Origin of the sequence: Tahibacter soli (assembly GCF_025717065.2) — a bacterium.
Classification (GTDB): domain Bacteria; phylum Pseudomonadota; class Gammaproteobacteria; order Xanthomonadales; family Rhodanobacteraceae; genus Tahibacter; species Tahibacter soli.
In genome coordinates, this window is sequence record NZ_JAOVZO020000003.1 from 324,092 (window position 1) to 340,646 (window position 16,555).

General features: G+C 66.2%; 18 protein-coding genes. 7 read left to right on the plus strand and 11 right to left on the minus strand.

Features of this window, described 5'->3' with window-relative positions:
* Positions 1-28 precede the first annotated feature (28 nt).
* The 3 genes from OD750_RS03805 to OD750_RS03815 all read left to right on the plus strand — a co-directional run bounded on the left by OD750_RS03805 (position 29) and on the right by OD750_RS03815 (position 2,907).
* The gene (locus OD750_RS03805) at positions 29-640 is read left to right on the plus strand and encodes a hypothetical protein (protein WP_263542881.1); all 612 of its coding nucleotides are present in this window, start codon (positions 29-31) and stop codon (positions 638-640) included.
* A gap of 413 nt (positions 641-1,053) precedes the next feature.
* On the plus strand, positions 1,054-1,638 hold the full coding sequence (locus OD750_RS03810) for a GNAT family N-acetyltransferase (RefSeq protein ID WP_272841772.1): 585 nt from the start codon (positions 1,054-1,056) through the stop codon (positions 1,636-1,638).
* A gap of 537 nt (positions 1,639-2,175) precedes the next feature.
* Entirely contained in the window at positions 2,176-2,907 is a 732-nt protein-coding gene (locus tag OD750_RS03815) for a Crp/Fnr family transcriptional regulator (RefSeq protein ID WP_263542883.1), read from the plus strand.
* Positions 2,908-2,914: 7 nt separating this feature from the next.
* Here OD750_RS03815 and OD750_RS03820 read toward each other — a convergent pair whose 3' ends face one another.
* Complete coding sequence (locus OD750_RS03820; RefSeq protein WP_263542884.1) at positions 2,915-4,936, minus strand: PAS domain-containing hybrid sensor histidine kinase/response regulator; 2,022 nt, start codon at positions 4,934-4,936, stop codon at positions 2,915-2,917.
* Positions 4,933-5,913: a response regulator gene (locus tag OD750_RS03825; protein ID WP_263542885.1), complete on the minus strand. Its 981-nt coding sequence runs from the start codon at positions 5,911-5,913 to the stop codon at positions 4,933-4,935. Before OD750_RS03825 ends, OD750_RS03820 begins: the two co-directional genes overlap by 4 nt.
* 172 nt (positions 5,914-6,085) lie before the next feature.
* Between OD750_RS03825 and OD750_RS03830 the strand changes: the two genes are divergently transcribed.
* From OD750_RS03830 to OD750_RS03845, 4 genes are read left to right on the plus strand one after another with little or no spacing between them, the layout of a single operon-like run.
* Complete coding sequence (locus tag OD750_RS03830; RefSeq protein WP_263542886.1) at positions 6,086-6,508, plus strand: universal stress protein; 423 nt, start codon at positions 6,086-6,088, stop codon at positions 6,506-6,508.
* 27 nt (positions 6,509-6,535) lie between these two features.
* Positions 6,536-7,231: a universal stress protein gene (locus tag OD750_RS03835; protein WP_263542887.1), complete on the plus strand. Its 696-nt coding sequence runs from the start codon at positions 6,536-6,538 to the stop codon at positions 7,229-7,231.
* 32 nt (positions 7,232-7,263) lie between these two features.
* Positions 7,264-8,070, plus strand: a complete 807-nt coding sequence (locus OD750_RS03840; RefSeq protein WP_263542888.1) for a universal stress protein — start codon at positions 7,264-7,266, stop codon at positions 8,068-8,070.
* 3 nt (positions 8,071-8,073) lie between these two features.
* On the plus strand, positions 8,074-8,655 hold the full coding sequence (locus OD750_RS03845) for an NAD(P)H-dependent oxidoreductase (protein ID WP_263542889.1): 582 nt from the start codon (positions 8,074-8,076) through the stop codon (positions 8,653-8,655).
* A gap of 17 nt (positions 8,656-8,672) precedes the next feature.
* Here OD750_RS03845 and OD750_RS03850 read toward each other — a convergent pair whose 3' ends face one another.
* The 9 genes from OD750_RS03850 to OD750_RS03890 form a co-directional block, all read right to left on the minus strand.
* Positions 8,673-9,371, minus strand: coding sequence for a DUF1003 domain-containing protein (locus tag OD750_RS03850; protein WP_263542890.1), 699 nt, complete (start codon positions 9,369-9,371; stop codon positions 8,673-8,675).
* On the minus strand, positions 9,371-9,847 hold the full coding sequence (locus OD750_RS03855; protein ID WP_263542891.1) for a universal stress protein: 477 nt from the start codon (positions 9,845-9,847) through the stop codon (positions 9,371-9,373). Before OD750_RS03855 ends, OD750_RS03850 begins: the two co-directional genes overlap by 1 nt.
* Before the next feature lie 18 nt (positions 9,848-9,865).
* Positions 9,866-10,903 carry an alcohol dehydrogenase AdhP gene (gene adhP / locus OD750_RS03860; RefSeq protein ID WP_263542892.1) on the minus strand — a complete coding sequence of 346 codons (1,038 nt, stop codon included), beginning with the start codon at positions 10,901-10,903 and terminating at the stop codon, positions 9,866-9,868.
* 106 nt (positions 10,904-11,009) lie between these two features.
* Positions 11,010-11,726: a murein L,D-transpeptidase catalytic domain family protein gene (locus tag OD750_RS03865; protein ID WP_425508205.1), complete on the minus strand. Its 717-nt coding sequence runs from the start codon at positions 11,724-11,726 to the stop codon at positions 11,010-11,012.
* A 65-nt stretch (positions 11,727-11,791) separates the two neighbouring features.
* Complete coding sequence (locus OD750_RS03870) at positions 11,792-12,829, minus strand: L,D-transpeptidase family protein (protein WP_263542893.1); 1,038 nt, start codon at positions 12,827-12,829, stop codon at positions 11,792-11,794.
* A gap of 126 nt (positions 12,830-12,955) precedes the next feature.
* Positions 12,956-13,606: an ABC-type transport auxiliary lipoprotein family protein gene (locus OD750_RS03875; RefSeq protein WP_263542894.1), complete on the minus strand. Its 651-nt coding sequence runs from the start codon at positions 13,604-13,606 to the stop codon at positions 12,956-12,958.
* Positions 13,603-14,550, minus strand: a complete 948-nt coding sequence (locus OD750_RS03880; RefSeq protein WP_263542895.1) for an MlaD family protein — start codon at positions 14,548-14,550, stop codon at positions 13,603-13,605. Before OD750_RS03880 ends, OD750_RS03875 begins: the two co-directional genes overlap by 4 nt.
* 10 nt (positions 14,551-14,560) lie before the next feature.
* Positions 14,561-15,355, minus strand: a complete 795-nt coding sequence (locus OD750_RS03885; RefSeq protein WP_263542896.1) for an ABC transporter ATP-binding protein — start codon at positions 15,353-15,355, stop codon at positions 14,561-14,563.
* The gene (locus OD750_RS03890) at positions 15,352-16,488 is read right to left on the minus strand and encodes an MlaE family ABC transporter permease (protein ID WP_263542897.1); all 1,137 of its coding nucleotides are present in this window, start codon (positions 16,486-16,488) and stop codon (positions 15,352-15,354) included. Before OD750_RS03890 ends, OD750_RS03885 begins: the two co-directional genes overlap by 4 nt.
* Between the last annotated feature and the right edge of the window lie 67 nt (positions 16,489-16,555).

Here is a 16,555-nt window from a genome sequence, read left to right on the forward strand (position 1 = left end):
GACGAGCGGCAGCGACGCCGCGCCGCGAGTGGCGCTGTGCAGCATCGGCGGCGTGGGCCTCTACATGGCGTTTCCGGCGCGTTCGGTGCCGAACAGCACGGGCAACATCGTTTTCTTCACATGGAACGGCGAGGGCGCGTTCGGGACGCCGAAGCCGGTTGTCTACACGGCGGGCGGCGGCGCCGCGGTGTATCCGAAGACGACATTGCCGGTGAGCCTGATCGAATTCGGCGGCGCTCTGCTGCTGGCATTCGCCGATTCGGCGAACAACAACGCGATCCAGGTGCTGCGCAATACCGGCGGCAACACCGCCTGGACCCAGCTGACCGCCGCGGTGAAGAGTGCGAACGGGCAGCCGGTGAGAACGCATTCGGCGCTGAGCCTCGTCGAATACGGCGGCGCGGTGGTGCTGGTCGTCAACGACAACAATGGGAACATCTACACCCACGGCTACGAGCCGAAAGCCAACCGCTGGGTCGACTACCTGATCTCGGGAACGTCGAACGGCAACGGCGTGAGCGCGCCGCTGCAGACGAAGTACGGCCTGAGCGCGGTGAGCTTCGGCGGCGACGCGTACGTCGTGTTCACCGACAAGGCGAACGGCGCGCCGAGCATCATGACGACGGCGACGGGTACGTAGTCGTCACGACGGGGCGTCGGCGGATCGTCCGCTGCGCCCCGTTGTCGTGCCGGCGGCGGCGCTTGCCGAGTTACGCCAGGTGCTGCCCGTTGCCGCGACGAATCCGAGCTTTCCCTCCGGAGAAAGCGATGACGACGCGCGGTCTTGGATTCCGTACCTTCGCGTCTCGGCAGGTCGGCGTGATCCCGTTCCGGCTGATCGCGATACCGCTGGTAGTAGCTGCGGCGATTGCCTTCTGAACAAGGCGATCTGTGCGGGACTCGATTTCCTGGTGACGGCTCCCCGAGCGCTGCGAAGGCAGACAAGCCCGTTGCCCGTTGCCGTGCTTCGCGCACGGATGAAGTTGATCGATGTCAAGTTCCATGGCGCCAATGCGCGCAGGATGCGCCAACGACCTCTCAAGGAGATGTGCAATGAACGACGTGACTTCGCAAGCTCCCCAGGCCGCATCAGATCATTCCCTCGTCACGACCCCGATATCCGCGGAAACGCCGCGTTGGACGCATCGGCTGCGCGACGGGACGGGTGTACTGATCCGGGCCTTGCGCAAAGAAGATGCGGCGCTCGAGCGGACGTTCATCGAGAGACTGTCGCCGGCGTCGCGCCGATTTCGGTTTCTGGGGCAGATCGCGTCGCCGAGCGACGAGCTCATTCGCTCGTTGACCGATATCGACTATGTGCATGATGTTGCGTTCGTGGCATTGCTGCACGCCGACAACGAAAAAAAGGAGATCGGTGTCGCGCGCTACGGCACCTCGGCGGACGGAACCCGCTGCGAATGCGCCGTCACGGTCGCCGACGAATGGCAGGGACGCGGTCTCGGAACGGTGCTCCTCGAGCACCTGGTCGACGTCGCGCGGGAACGAGGGATACGGGAGATGTATTCGATCGACGCCGCAGACAACCATGCAATGCGCGATCTGGCCGACGCTTTCGGATTCACGCGCACCACGGATCCGGACGACCCGACGCTGGTGACCCATCGTCTGCGCCTGTAGGCCGGTTGCGTTCCCGAAGCCGATAGAGCGGTGATCGATGCGTTGCGACCGCGCCGCACATCGCAGCCGTCGCAGCGCATCGTCGCGTCGGGCAGCGGTGCGCCGCGCACGGCGAGCGGCTTGCGTCGAGCCATCATTCGTCGATCGCGACCGGACAATCGAACCGGCACACGAAAGCTCGGGCGATGCCGTTCGATGCCCCGCGCCGGATCGGGCGCGGCCCGCAGTTCGCCGGCCGGCATCCGCAGCTTCGCGTTCTCCGGCGAGCCCCATCGGGCTGCCGCGCGTCGACATTGAAAATTTCCGAGAAATTATAGCGACGTACCCGGCGCCGCCCGGCGTGGCGTAGTCCCGCCCATGCGCCGCCACGGTCCGATTCGTGCCGCGCGCTCTCTCTGCCGGCGCACGTCGAGTCGGGTCAACACATGCGACGGTTACGCACCGTTACAAACGGTTGCGGCACCGTCGTCGTCCGCACGTCGCGGCCGTGTAGCTTGCACAGCACGAAATCGTCGCAGTCCCGCACCGGAGCTCATCATGTCCGCCGTCGCATCCACCGTTTCGTCAACCGCCTCCACCCATGCGCTTTCGCCCAGATTGCCGGCCCCGGCACTCGACATCGATGCGGTCGCCGCGCATGTGCCGGTATTGCGGCGGCGCCTCCTCGCCGGGCAGCACCTCTTTCGCGCCGGCCAGCCGTTCAGGGCGCTGTACTTCGTGCACGCCGGATTCCTGCGCACGAGTCTCGTCACGAGCGACGGGCGAGAACAGGTGACCGGCTTCTCCATGCGCGGCGATCTCCTCGGCGCGGAGTCGATCGGCTCCGCCACGCACGTCAACGACGTCGTCGCATTGGACACCTGTGAAATCGTCGAATTGCCCTATCCCGCGGTTCTTGCCGCGTGCCTGGCGGTGCCGCAGTTGCACGGGGCGCTGATGCAGGCATTGGCGACGGAGCTTCGGCGTGATCGCAGCTGGATGCTGGCGATCGGTACGTTGTCGGCCGAGCGTCGCGTCGCGGGATTTCTGCTCGACCTTGCCGAGCGCTACAAGGCGCTGGGTTTCAGCGCGAGCCATTTCGTGCTGCGCATGAGCCGCGTCGACATCGGCAATTTCCTGGCACTCAAGCATGAGACGGTGACGCGCGCGCTGTCGCATCTGGCGGCAACCGGCCTGATCGAGGTCGACCGGCGCGAGATTCGCATCCGCAGTACGTCGCAGCTCGAGGCTCTGGCGTGCGGGTGCGGCGACGAGGCGAGAGCGGCCTGACGACTCGTTACGGCGCGCGGTCGAGAACGTCGCGCACGGCACCGGCGAGATCTTCCTTGCGGTAGGGTTTCCGAACGAGGGGTACGCCGCGCGGAAGATCCGAATCCAGGCCGTCGTATCCGGACGTCAGCAACACCGGCAGATCCGGGCGCATCGATCGTGCCGCGTATGCGAGTTCGATGCCGGTCTGGCCGTTTCCGAGCACGACGTCGCTGAAAAGCAACGCGATCTCGGGTTCGTCGCGCAGTACGGCGAGTGCCTGGGCCGCGTCGGAGGCTTCGTGGACGGAATAGCCGAGGGAGCGCAGAAACGCGACGGCGATGCCGCGCACTTCGAACTCGTCCTCGACGACGAGTATCGCCTCCTTGCCCCGGCGAGGCGTGGCGGCGGGGGCGTTGACGATACCGGGAGCGCCGGTCGAGGCGACGGGCAGATACAGCTCGATGAGCGTACCGTAGCCGAGTTGGCTTTGCGCCAGGAGATGTCCGCCGGACTGCTTGACGAAGCCGTAAACCATGCTCAGACCGAGGCCGCTTCCCTTGCCTGCTTCCTTGGTCGTGAAGAAGGGCTCGAACGCGCGCGCGAGCACGTCGGGCGACATGCCGAGACCGCTGTCGGCTACCGATACGGCGATATAGTTGCCGGCGGGCAGTTCGCTCGTCGCCGCGCCGGCGTCGACGTCGAGCGCTCGGGCAGTCAGCTCCAGACGCCCGCCGCGCGGCATCGCATCGCGGGCGTTCAGGGCAAGATTCAGCAAGGCACCTTCCAGCTGCGAGGGATCGGCGAATACGGGCGGCAGTGCCTTGCCGGCTTCCCCGCAATCCACCTCGACGCGGATCGTTTCGCCGAGCGTGCGCTTGAGCATGACGCCGAGTTCGTCGAGCAGCTTGCGCGTATCGATCGCGGCCGGACTCAGACGCTGGCGCCGCGCGAATGCCAGGAGCTTGCGCGTGAGTTCCGCGCCGCGGCCGACCGCACGCAGCGCGCGCGCGATCACGTCGCTCGCATCGGGGTTGTCGACCAGCTCGTCCTCGAGGATTTGCAGGTTGCCGGAGACGATCGTCAGGAGATTGTTGAAATCGTGCGCGATTCCGCCGGTCAGCTGGCCGACCGCGTCGAGGCGCTGCGCGTGCGCAAGCTGGTCCTGCGTCTGGTGGCGCAGCGCCGCGGTCGCGAGCACGTTGGCGACCACCTTGAGGAAATGTTCGGCATCGCGGTCGAAAACGCGGCGCCTGCGCATCAGCACGACCAGCGCCCCCATCGGGTTGGCCATGTTCAATATCGGTACGAAACAGCCGCCCTCGACGCCGGCTGCCGCGAAGTCGCTGCGTATCGACGCCGGCACGAACGAATCGAGGGGATGTGCTTCGGCACCCGCACCCGCGCCGGCGACGGCGCTCAGGTCGATCGAACGGCAAGCCGCAGCGACGACGTCGGAGTCGACGCTGCGCGCGGCACAGGAAAGAATCTCGCCGCGTTGCGGTTGCAGCACGAAGATTCCCGCGCCGTCGGCATCGAGGGCTTCGACCACCAGCGGTGCGACCTTCTCGGCAAGGTGGTCGAAATCCGGGGCCTCCAGCGCAAGCTGACCGATCTTCGCCGTGAAGGCGTCGTACCGCGATCGCGCCAATGCCTGCCGCTGCCGTTGCGTCTCGGAAATATCGCGGATCGACGCGGCGAACAGCGTCGCGCCGGCGTCGCTGACCGGGCTGAGCGCGATTTCGACCGGAAAGTGGGTGCCGTCGCGGCGACGGCCGACCAGTTCCTGTCCCGCTCCCATCGGCCGGACGCGCGGCCGCTCCATGTAGCGAGCCTTGTGCGCCAGATGGGCATCGCGCACGTGCTCCGGCAGCATGATTTCGACCGGCTGGCCAAGTAGTTCGTCGACCGCGTATCCGAACAAGAGCGCCGCCTGCGGATTGGCGAGCACGATGCGACCGTCCAGACCGACCACCACCATCGCGTCGGGGGCCGTTTCGAACAAGGCGCGATAAAGCGCGGATCGCTCGTCCGGTGCGTGGCTCGTCATTTGCGCTCCACCGCAGGAACGAAGAGATATCCGGCGCCGCGAACGGACTTGATCAATGCAGGCTGGTTCGGGTCGATCTCGAGCTTGCGTCTGAGGCGTCCGATCTGCATGTCGATGGCCCGGTCGAACGGACCGGCTTCGCGACCGTGAATGCTGCTCATCAAGGCGTCTCGCGAGAGCACGCGATTGGGCTGGAGGACGAATGCACGCAGCAGGTCGTACTCGCCGCTCGTGAGCGCGACGGACTTTCCGTCGGGAGCGTGCAGCGAGCGTGCCGCGAGGTCGAACCGAAAGTCGGCGAACACGACGACATCGCGAGCGGGCGTTGCGGTCGGAAGCGGCTTTTCCGCGGGGGCCGAACGACGCAGCACGCTGCGCACGCGCGCGAGCAGTTCGCGCAGATCGAACGGCTTCGTCACATAGTCGTCCGCACCCAGTTCGAGCCCGACGATACGGTCCACGGAGTCGCCCCGGCCGGTCACGATAATCACCGCACCGTGCCAGTGCTCGCGCAGGTAGCGCGTCAGGGCGAGGCCGTCCTCGCCGGGCAGTCCAAGGTCGAGCAGAACGAGATCGATCGTCTCGCCGGCGATCTGCCGCCGCATTTCGTCGCCGCCCGTTGCCGTACTGATGCGGAAACCTTGCTTTGTGAAGTAAAGCACGAGCAGGTCGAGGACTTCGCGATCGTCGTCGACCGCCAGCAGGTGGGGCGAAGTCGTTGCGCTGAACCCGATCATGGCGGCAAGGAGCGAAAAGGTCGGCGACGATGGTACCCCTGCCGTGCCTTCCGCGCGACAGCCTCTTCGCAGAAGCGGCTGTCGCGCGATGTACTGTCCAAGAATGGACAATTGGACCGCCCGGGCGATCGGATGACTGCGCGACACCGCCTCTCGATACAGGAACGGGCGGCGCCGTTTCCGACACGTCTGCCCGATGGCGGAGGACGGCCCTTCTTTCAGGTGCGGGTTTTCGAGCATGGCGGCGCGCCGGCGAGTCCGGCTATCGGCGTGCCTTCGCAGCATCGCGGCGAGTTACGAACCGTTACTTACCGTTGCGGCGCTGTCGTCGTCCGCTCGCTCGATGTGAGTACCTTTGTTCGCGCCGGGTGGGAATTGCTTGCAGGTATCGGTCGAGAGCGGGGTCTTCGCGATGAAAATTCTCCTTGCCGTCGATGGAGGCTCTCACAGCCGCCGGGCCGTCAAGTATGTAACGTCGAACTGGCGTCTGTTCGAAGGCAGGGCCGCGTTGACGCTGCTGCACGTCGACCCGCCGCTGATGACGCGCGTCGCCCGGGCACTGGGGCGTGAAGAAGTTCAGCGCTACCACGCCGACAATGCCAAGGCGTCGCTCAAGCACGCACGCGCCGCTTTGCGGCGCGCGCGGATCGCCTGCACCGAGCAATGCCTCGTCGGCGACCCCGGAACGACGATTTCGCAGACGGCGTCGGCCGGCCGATACGCAATGGTCGTCATGGGTTCGCACGGCCACGGCGCGTTCGGAAATTTACTGCTGGGGTCTGTCGTAACCAAGGTGCTGCACGGGTGCAAGGTGCCCGTGCTCATCGTCCGATGATCGGCGAATTCGACGGGGTTGGGTGTCATGTTCGACGACCTGCTGGTCTTTTGCCTCAACGATGAAAACTGGCCGCGAGCGATCGCCTACGCGCGATCGCTCGCCCCGTCGTCGGGCGGGCGGACCACGGTTCTGGTGCGGAAGGCGGCCGACCTGTCTCTCGTGGACGCGGATGCTTCGACGCGCGTGGTGCATTGCCGTTCGGGATTGGCGGAGTCGATCGGCTTCCATGCCGCGTGGGCGGACGTCGTCGTGATCGATGCGCCAGCCGCGCTGGCGGACCTGGAATCCATCCTGTGCGACGGCGGACGTCCTTGTGCGGTGCTCCCGTTCGGCGCGCGGACGCCGGCGCCGCCGCGCAGGATCGCCGTCGGCTGGAACGGCTCGCTCGAATCCATGCGAGCGCTCAAGGCGGCGTTGCCGCTGCTTCGTCGCGCCGAGCACGTCGTCGTCCTCGACGCGGGCAGGAAGTCGCACGAGATGTGCGACGCAACGCCGTGTGCGGCGACCTGGCTGGCCGAACGCGGCATCTTCGCGGCGCGTGTTCGAAGCGACAGCGCGGCGCAAGGCGGCAGAACGCTCGTCGAGCTCGCCGCGGAACACGCGGTCGACCTCCTCGTGCTCGGGGCGTATCGCCATCAGCGCTTCACCGAATGGGACACCGGCGCGACGCTCGATCAAGTCCTGCGCGACGGCGACATACCCGTACTGCTCGGCCACTAGATCGCCGAGCGTCCACTCCTGGAGAGAACGCCATGCAAGACATCCTGTTGCCGCTGACCGACGCCTACGACCGAAACGCGGCCTGTGTCTACGCGGCCGAACTCGCCGCGGGCCTTGGCGCTTCGTTGACGGCGCTGTATGCAGTGCAACCCTTCCTCGGCGGACCCGCCTTCAACTCTCCCGGCGTGATCGCCGAGGCCGTCGGCTATCTGCTGGAACAGCGCAAGGCGGCGGTCGAGGGTGCCGCGCCTTTCCTGGATTGGGCGCAGCGCCGGGGTGTAGCGAGGGCGCTCTGGGAAACATCGGATGCGCCGTTCGCACGTGCCGTCGCCGCCGCAGCCAGTTGGCACGACATCGTCGTGCTGCAGGCCGACGCCGACACGGAAACCGGTCGCGCGGCGATGCTCGGCGAGGTATTGCTGACCTGCGGTCGGCCTTGCATCGTCGTGCGCGGCGCAGCGTCCGCGCCGCCGCGGCGCATCGCCGTCGCCTGGAACGGTTCCGTTGAATGTGTCCGCGCCGTCCAGTCGTCGCTGGGACTTCTGCTGCGCGCCGACGAAGTCGTCCTGCTCCAGAGCGAACCTTCAGAGCGGACCGCGTCGCAATTGCCGCGCATCGATACGTATCTGAAACGGCACGGCGTGCGTCCGACGTACCACCCGCACAAGATCGGAGATCGTACGCCGGGCGAGTCTCTGCTGCAGGCCGCTCAGGCGGCGGGCGCCGATCTGATGGTCATGGGCGCCTACGGCCACAGCCGCTTCAGCGAATGGGTGCTCGGCGGTGCGACGCGCCACGTGCTCGAAGAGGCGCGCCTCCCGGTATACCTGAGGCACTGACCCGTGAAAATCACGATCCTCGACGGACACCCCGATCCGGATGCGGCAAGATTCGTACACGCGCTCGCCGACGCCTATGCGGCGGGAGCCCGGCAGAACGGACACCAGGTCCGGCGTATCGACGTCGCGCGAATGACGTTCGGGCTTTTGTCGACGAAGCAGGAATTCGAATCCGCCGAACCCGAGGAGGCGATCCGCGGCGCGCAGGCGGACATCGCGTGGTGCGATCACTTCGTCGTCCTGTATCCGCTCTGGCTCGGCGACGTCCCGGCACGCCTGAAAGGACTTTTCGAGCAGGTCTTTCGTCCCGGCTTCGCGTTCGCGGCGGCCCGAAAAGGCCGCTTCCCGACTCGCCTGCTCGCCGGCAGATCGGCCAGGATTGTCGTCACGATGGGAATGCCGGCCGTCGTCTACCGCTGGTTCTTTCGCGCGCACAGCGTGAAATCGCTTCAGCGCAACGTGCTGGGCTTTTGCGGGTTCGGTCCCGTGCGCAGCCTGCTGATCGGGGCCGTTGAAAATCTCACGCCGGCCCGACGCGACAGGTACCTTCAGCAGATGCGTGCCCTCGGCCGCGATGCCGGGTGAGTGCGCAGCCGCGTCGCTCAGCGCCCGGCGTCGCCGCCGGCGCCCGGTTCGACGGCTTCGTCTGCGACGGACGCCAACTCGCGTTCGCCATGAAGCCGCAAGAGATGATTGACCTTTTCGTGAAGGTGCCTGATCTCGAGTTCGGCTTTCAGGTTGACCCGGTAGTCGTGGTCGGCGCGTTCGCGATCGCGCGCGGCCGCGCGGTTCTGGCTCATCAGAATGATCGGTGCCTGGATTGCGGCGAGACACGACAACACCAGATTGAGCAGGATGAAGGGCGGCGGATCGAATGCCGCGTCGCGCAGAAGCGCGCCGTTGATCACGATCCACGAGCCGAGGACGGCCGAAAACCACAGAAGGAACGCCCAGCTCCCGCCGAACGATGCAATTGCGTCGGACAGCCGTTGCCCGCGCGTGCGGCTGTCCGATCCGGCGTCGAGCGAACAATCGTCGCTGGTCGAGACATCGATGCTGACGGCGAGCAAACTCTCGCGCCGGAGCGAGTCCTGTACGTAGCCGCTGCGCAGGCGGTCCAGATCCTGCTCGCAGATGCGGCCTCTGAGCGAAAGTTGCGCATGCGTGCGGCGCGCGTATTCGAGCAGCGAAGCGCCGAGCGTGTGGAGCGGCCAGGACGCGGCCGAGCGGGTCAGATGCTTGCCGCAGACGGCGCAGCGCGAAGCGTTTCCGGATCGCGAACGCGGCAGGCGCGTGGCCATCAGCTCACCACCAGCACCGGCAGATCGCAATGCGCAAGTACCTGCTGCGTCTGGCTGCCGAACAGCAGCGCCGCAACGGCGCCGCGTCGATGCGACGCCATGACGATCAGGTCGCAGTCAAGCTTGAGCGCGCTGGAAACGATCACTTCGTGAGGCTGGTCGCCAGCCGCGCGGATCATGCTGCACTCCACACCCGCCGCATGCGCCACTCGGGCAGCGTAGTTGAGCATGTCGCGCGCCCGATCGACGTCGGCTGTGCCGCCGCCGGAGGCTCTCTGCGGCGGTTCGATATGCAGCGCGGTGACCTTCGCATGCATCTGCCGCGCGAGACGCACGCCGCAGCGAACAGCGGATTCCGATGCCGGCGAATCGTCCATCGGAAGCAGGAGATGTTTGTACATTGGAGTCGCCGCCTCGCCGATGATTACCGGCTCATTGGGACATCGCCGCACCTGTTGCGTGTTGATCTGGCTCAAGCGCCGCTGCCGGAACGCTCATCGCCGGTCCGTCATGTCGAGAACGACACGGCCGTCGACGCGCCCGGCGCGCAAGTCGTCGAAGACCCGGTTGACCTCTTCCAGACGGGCCGTGTGCGTATGCGTCGTCACCTTGTTCGCGACGGCGAATTCGACGGCCTCGGCCAGATCCTTGCGCGTACCCACGATCGAGCCGCGAACGGTGATGCGCTTGAGCACGACGTCGAACACGGGCGTCGGAAACGCGCCGGGCGGAAGACCGACCACGCTGATCGTGCCGCGGCGGCGCACCAGGTTGAAGGCCTGTGCGAACGCGGGCAGCGAGACCGCCGTCACGAGAACGCCGTGCGCGCCGCCGCCCGTCGCCCGCGCGACATGCGCCGCGGCTTCGGGGTCGGTCGCGTCGACGGCGACATCGGCGCCCATCGATGTCGCGAGCGCGAGCTTGTCGGCGCCGACGTCGAGAGCGGCGACCTGCAGGCCCATGGCCTTGGCGTACTGAATGCCCACATGTCCCAGTCCGCCGATGCCGACGATCGCGAGCCATTCCCCCGGCTTTGCCTCGGTTTCCTTGATGCCTTTGTAGGTCGTCACTCCCGCGCACAGGATGGGCGCCATCCGGATCTCGTCCGTGCCGCTCGGAAGCGGCACCACGTAGGCGGCGTTGCCGATCGCGTAGTCGGCGAAAGCGCCGTTCACACCGTAGCCGGTGTTGTGCTGGGATTCGCATACGGTCTCCCAGCCGCTGACGCAGTGCTCGCAGGCGCCGCAGGCGTCATGCAGCCAGGGCAGACCGACCAGGTCGCCTTCCCGGAGACGGGTAACGCCGGGACCGCACGCGGCGACGAGGCCGATTCCTTCATGACCCGGTATGAAAGGCAGAGAGGGCTGAATCGGCCAGTCGCCGTCGGCCGCATGCAGATCGGTATGGCAGACGCCGCACGCGAGAATGCGAACCAGCACTTCCCCGTAGCGGGGTTCGGGGATGGCCGTCTCTTCAATCGTCAGCGGAGCGCCGAAGCGGCGAACGATCGCGGCACGCATCGTATTCGACATGAGAGTAGTCCCGCACGAGATTCAGTGTGCGGCAACTTATCGTTGTCCCTGCGGCGCGATGTTGACGTGTATCAAGGAGGGCGGCTCGCGCCGGACGCGTGGAAAATCAGGGCGAGGTTTCGACCGGAGGGGCCGATGCCGATGAACCGCATCCGCCGACGAAAGGCGAGCGGTTCAGCCATTGCGTCACAGGGAAATAGGCGAACACGAGAGAACCGTCCCGGATCGTGTTTATCAGCGCCGGCGCAATTTCGCGGCGTACAGCCGGGCATCCAAAGCTTCGCCCGAGCCGGCCCTGGCCCAGGATCACGCGCTCGCTGACGTAGTCGGCGCCATGCATAACGATAGCTCGCTCGAGCGCGCGGTCGTTGAAACCGGCGTCCAATCCGCGAAGGCGCAGCGAGTAGCCGTTGTGCCCGGTGTACGTGTCTTGCGTGACGAACAGTCCCACGCTCGACATGAGGCTGCCGGCGTCGTTCGAAAAGCGTTGCGCGAAATTGTCGCCGCTGTTGCGCCCGTGTGCGACCCATTCCTCGAAAAGCAGCGTGCCGAGCGACAGATCGAAGACCCACAGTCGCCGCTCGGTCGACGGTTTCGAATAGTCGATGACGCTGAGCGTCTTCGGCGAGGTGGCCGGCTCCCTGGCGCGAACGCAGGCCAAAGCGCGTGCGGCCAGACCCAGAACCTCGCGGTCCGCGTTGGGCGCAGCCCGCGCGAGATCGGACGCCAGCGCGTCGGCGGAGAAATTCGCCGCAGGTGTCGGCGCGGCCGCTAATAGAGCGACGACCAGTTGCGTTGCGGCGGGGAGGAGCGACTCGATCAAAGGCTTGGGGAATTTCCAAGTGGCGACGGAAGCTTAGCGAATTTCTCGCCGCGGCGCCGACGCGGCTATCGGCTCGCGGACGGCGCGGGTTCCGCGATGTCGCGAATCCCCGGGCGATCGGTGACGAGAACCGTCGTTCCCGGTACGATCGACGCATTGACGCGGCGCGCGAAGTCGGCGGGAACGCGTACGTGATCCGCCAGTTGGTCGATCGATGCGACGGTGCTCACATAGTCGAAGGCGTGCACCGACCAGCGGCGGCGGGGCCACAGGGGATCGAGCCGGCTCGGCGCATTGTCGAAGTCCGCCGTCGCGACAAGAACCAGCGATCCGCTGAACGAGAACTCGTCCGAAACGTCGATGGGCGACGCGGCGATCAATATGCCGTCGCGCATCACATACACCTTTTGATCGCTCAGCGCGACGAGTATGTTCGTAGGGCCGCTCGTATAGGACGGCGCGTCGCTCCACCACGCACCCTCGCCGGCGCCCGTGCGGTGCGGCGAACCCGAAGGATCGATCGGCGCCAGGAGGGCAGGGTGCGCGACACCCGGTGACGACGTTCCGGCGCTTGCAACGATGATGGTTTCTCCGTTGCGCGTGACCTCGAACAGCTTGCGCGCGAAAGCCGTCGGAAGCCGAATGCAGCCGTGCGATGCCGGATATCCGGGTAGCGCTCCCGCATGCAGCGCAACGCCATCCCAGGTCAGTCGCTGCATGAACGGCATGGGGGCGTCGTCGTACAAGTCTGATTTGTGAAATCGCGCTTTTTGGAGGATCACAAAAGTACCTTGCGGCGTCTCGTGCCCCGGGCGACCTGAGCTGATGGTGCTGATGCCGATGGCGATGCCGTTGCGATACACGTACAGGCGCTGTTCGTCGAGACTGACGACGACGACCACCGGTCCGGCGGGGGCGACTTCGGGATGCCAGCGATATTGGCCGGGCTTCAGCGAAAGGATCGCATCGGTGGGCGCGGCGACGCTCGCGGCAACCGCGACGCAGATCAGCAAATACGGCAGCAGTCGGCGTAACCGTTGCCGGCCGGCGCCGCCGGCTGGCCGCGTGGCCGACGATCCGGAAGTGACCTTTGTTGCTGGCATCGGGAGTGGTTCCGTTGTCGAAAAGGCCGGGGGCGTCAGGCGCCTCGTGTACGGGCTGTATCGGTCGCGCCGTGCGTTATGGCAGCGGGAGCTTTACCCGGCGCAGCGAGGGTGCGGCACATGCCGTCACCGCGTTCGCGTCGATTCGTCGCGAAAGTGCGCGTCGCCGATCGAGGCGGTCCAGTCGGCGATTCGCATCACGATGCGGTTCAAGGCCGCCTGAAATGCGGCATAGACGCCGGGCAGCTTCGCATCGGCACACGCTTCGTCTTCGACGAAGCGGCGCGATGCGAGAACCTGTCCGTTGGACGCATCCACCAGTTGCGCCGTGATCTGAATCGTCGCCGTCGGCAACGGGGCGCCGCGAAACTCGATCTGAAAGCCGTGCAGGTCAGATCGCAAGACGTAATCGGCAGTCAGGCCGCTCGACGGTGTGCCGACGCCGGTCACGCCGGCGTACTCGCGCAAGCCGTCGACAATGAAGCGCTGCATCATGACCGGTACTTCGTCGCTCCAACGCGCGCCCCGGTAGAACTGAAGCGTGCCCGGCTCTTCCACGACGACGATGCGCGTACCCGCCAGCGGTTCCAGCGTCGCGGGTTCCGCCACCCACAGTTGCCATCGGCGGGGCGCGGCGGGAACGGACGAGCCGTTTGCGGGAAGCGCTATGTGCGGTGCATAGACGGTCAGGGCCTCTCGCTTGCCGGCCACCAGCGAACACGCCGAAAGCGATACCGCCAGCGCGCCTGCGACGATCCACGTTCTCGGTCTGTTCATCGCGGTTCGAATTCCTTGACGGGTTCTTGTCCGAGCAGGTAGGCGGCCGGGTTTTCCCGCAGTCGCGCGGCGACGGCGCGGATCGAGCGCAGCGTCGATCGCAACTCGGCGACCGCCGGCGATATCTGCGACAGCCCGTCTCGTCCGAAACCGGCGATGGCCGCGCGATTCTCGTCCAGCACGGCATTGGCGGTATCGGTCGTCCGCCGGACCGAATCCAGCCAGGCGCGCGCGGAGGCCAGCGTGAGCCGGCCTTCGCGGTCGACGAGCGTTCGCGCGGACGCGGCGAGCGCGTCCACGCGAGCGAGCGTGTCTTCCAGCCGTGCCGACGTCGTCGCCAGCGTCGCGATCGCTGCCTTCAGTTCGGCGCGCTGATCGGCGACCGCGCCGGTGACCTGGTCGATATGTTCGAGCGAGCGGGCGACATGGCTCATGTTTTCGTCGGACAGCAACGTGCCGACGCGCGCCAGCACGTCGTTGGCGTTGACGGCCACGTCCTGCCCCGAGGCCAACAGCGTCTGCAGCGCGGACGCATCGGCGACGATGCGCGGATATTCGTCGCCGGCGGCCGCGGTCAGGCGCGGTGCCGCAGGGCTTCCGCCGGAGAGCTGGATCACGGTGACTCCGGTAAGGCCGACCAGATTCAAACTGGCCTTCGTATCGGTTTTGACGGGCGTGCCGCCGAACAGTCGGACGCGAATCACGACCTGGCGGGGGTCGTCGTTCGCCAGCGACAATTTGCGAACGTCGCCTACTTGTATACCGTTATACTGAACGGCGCCGCCGACGGTGAGCCCCGTCACCGCCTCCTTGAATACGATGTCGTAGTAGTCCCACTCCCGGTCCAGCGACAGTTTTCCGATCCACATCACGAACAGCAGCGCCGCGATGAAAACGGTCAACGTGAAGGCACCGATCAGGACGTAGCTGGCGCGTGTTTCCATGACGAGCTCCTCAAGCCGGCGTGCCCTGCGCCGATCCGTGCGACTGCGCGCTGCGTGCGCGCGGACCCTGGAAGCACTGGCGAATCCAGGGGTCGGGGTGGCGTTCGACGACCGCTATGCGATCGACGACGACGACGCGACGATCGGAGATAACCGCGACGCGGTCGCAGATCGCGTACAGGCTGTCCAGATCGTGGGTAACCAGGAACACGGTCAGGTTGAGCGCGTCCCCCAGCGTTCCGATCAGCGCGTCGAACGCCGCCGCGCCCACCGGGTCCAGGCCGGACGTCGGTTCGTCGAGAAACAGAACTTCCGGATCGAGTGCGAGGGCCCGGGCGAGACCCGCTCGCTTGCGCATGCCGCCGGAAAGCTGGGCCGGGTACTTTGCCGCCGCGTCGCTCGGCAGCCCTGCGAGTCGGATCTTGAGCATCGCGATTTCGTCGGCAAGTCCGGCCGGCAACCGGAAATTCTCGATCAGGGGTACTTTGACGTTCTCCAGCACGGTCAACGACGAGAACAACGCGCCATCCTGAAACATCAGCCCGAACCGACGATCGATTATCTGGCGGTCCTCCGGGCGCAGACGGGTAGTGTCCTGGCCGAACAAGGTGACGCGACCGTCCGTGGGTTCCTGCAGCCCGACGATGGAACGCAGCAAAACCGACTTGCCTGCTCCCGAGCCGCCGATCACGCCCAGCACCTCGCCGCGGTATACGTCCAGATCGAGTCCGTCGTGTACGACCTGCTTGCCGAAGACGTTGCGCAGTCCGCGTACCCGGATGACGGATTCGCGCGCCTCGTTCACAAGTGGATCTCCATGAAGAACATGGCGAACAATGCGTCGAAAACGATGACGAGAAAAATGGCCTGAACGACCGAAGCCGTCGTATGCCGACCTACGGATTCGGCGCTGCCCTGAACCTTGAATCCTTCCAGGCACCCTACGGCCGCGATCAGAAACGCGAACACGGGGGCCTTGGACATGCCGACCCAGAAGTGGCGCAGGCTCGTCGTCTCATGCAGCCGTGCAACGAACATGCTCGGCGTGATGTCCAGCGACATCGAACCCACGATGCCGCCGCCGACGAGACCGGCGAACATGCCGATCACGGTGAGGGCCGGCAGCATCACGAGCAGGGCGAGCAGCCGCGGCAAGACGAGCAGCTCGATGGGGTCGAGCCCCAGCGCCGCGATCGCGTCGAGTTCCTCGCGACTCTTCATCGACCCGATTTGCGCCGTGAACGCGCTGCCCGAGCGTCCGGCGAGCAGGATTGCGGTCAGCAGCACGCCGAACTCGCGCAGGAACGAGTAGGAGACCAGTTCGACCGTGTAGATCGACGCGCCGAAGTCGCGCAGCACGGTCGCGCCGAGAAAGGCCACCACCGCACCGACCAGAAAAGTCAACAATGCGACAATGGGGACTGCGTCGAGCCCGGTCTGCTCCATATGAAATACCGTCGCTGTGACGCGCAGTTTCCTGCGGCGCACGACGACTTTCGCGAGCGTCGCGAGAACTGCGCCGACGAAGCCGAGGAGTTCCCGGGTGCGTTGCCACAGTCCGGCGATCCAGACGCCGACACGTTCGACCATCCGAACGAAATTCGCGTGTTTCGCCGCCGGCGGCGCGAGGGTGTCCAGTCTGGCGAAGACGAGATCGAGCAGCGCGAGATCGGCCTTGCTCATGTTGTCGATGCGATGATCGGCGAATCGCGTGCTTCCGTGCCGCAGCAGCCGGCCCAGGAGCAGCGCTCCGGTCGTGTCGAACGCGCCGAGCCCGGCGGCGTCGACGGTCAAGGCTCCGTCGGCGCTCCGGATGGCTGCAAGGCGTTCGATCTGCGCGCAGAGCCGTCCCGCGTTGGCGAGCGTCCAATCGCCGTCCATGCGGATGCTCGGACGCGCGGTTCCGTCCGGGACGTCAATGAAGGCGGCATCTACCATGCTCGATCGCTCGGAACGACGTGGGGCATTCCTAGACTGCCGACGCGCCGCCGGTCGACGGTGATCT

Bases quoted from the DNA above. Each gene is read 5' to 3' on its own strand.
- OD750_RS03810 (WP_272841772.1), top strand. From the start codon at position 1,054: ATGAACGACGTGACTTCGCAAGCTCCCCAGGCCGCATCAGATCATTCC.
- OD750_RS03815 (WP_263542883.1), top strand. From the start codon at position 2,176: ATGTCCGCCGTCGCATCCACCGTTTCGTCAACCGCCTCCACCCATGCG.
- OD750_RS03820 (WP_263542884.1), bottom strand. From the start codon at position 4,936: ATGACGAGCCACGCACCGGACGAGCGATCCGCGCTTTATCGCGCCTTG.
- OD750_RS03825 (WP_263542885.1), bottom strand. From the start codon at position 5,913: ATGCTCGAAAACCCGCACCTGAAAGAAGGGCCGTCCTCCGCCATCGGG.
- OD750_RS03830 (WP_263542886.1), top strand. From the start codon at position 6,086: ATGAAAATTCTCCTTGCCGTCGATGGAGGCTCTCACAGCCGCCGGGCC.
- OD750_RS03835 (WP_263542887.1), top strand. From the start codon at position 6,536: ATGTTCGACGACCTGCTGGTCTTTTGCCTCAACGATGAAAACTGGCCG.
- OD750_RS03840 (WP_263542888.1), top strand. From the start codon at position 7,264: ATGCAAGACATCCTGTTGCCGCTGACCGACGCCTACGACCGAAACGCG.
- OD750_RS03850 (WP_263542890.1), bottom strand. From the start codon at position 9,371: ATGGCCACGCGCCTGCCGCGTTCGCGATCCGGAAACGCTTCGCGCTGC.
- adhP (WP_263542892.1), bottom strand. From the start codon at position 10,903: ATGTCGAATACGATGCGTGCCGCGATCGTTCGCCGCTTCGGCGCTCCG.
- OD750_RS03870 (WP_263542893.1), bottom strand. From the start codon at position 12,829: ATGCCAGCAACAAAGGTCACTTCCGGATCGTCGGCCACGCGGCCAGCC.
- OD750_RS03875 (WP_263542894.1), bottom strand. From the start codon at position 13,606: ATGAACAGACCGAGAACGTGGATCGTCGCAGGCGCGCTGGCGGTATCG.
- OD750_RS03880 (WP_263542895.1), bottom strand. From the start codon at position 14,550: ATGGAAACACGCGCCAGCTACGTCCTGATCGGTGCCTTCACGTTGACC.
- OD750_RS03890 (WP_263542897.1), bottom strand. From the start codon at position 16,488: ATGGTAGATGCCGCCTTCATTGACGTCCCGGACGGAACCGCGCGTCCG.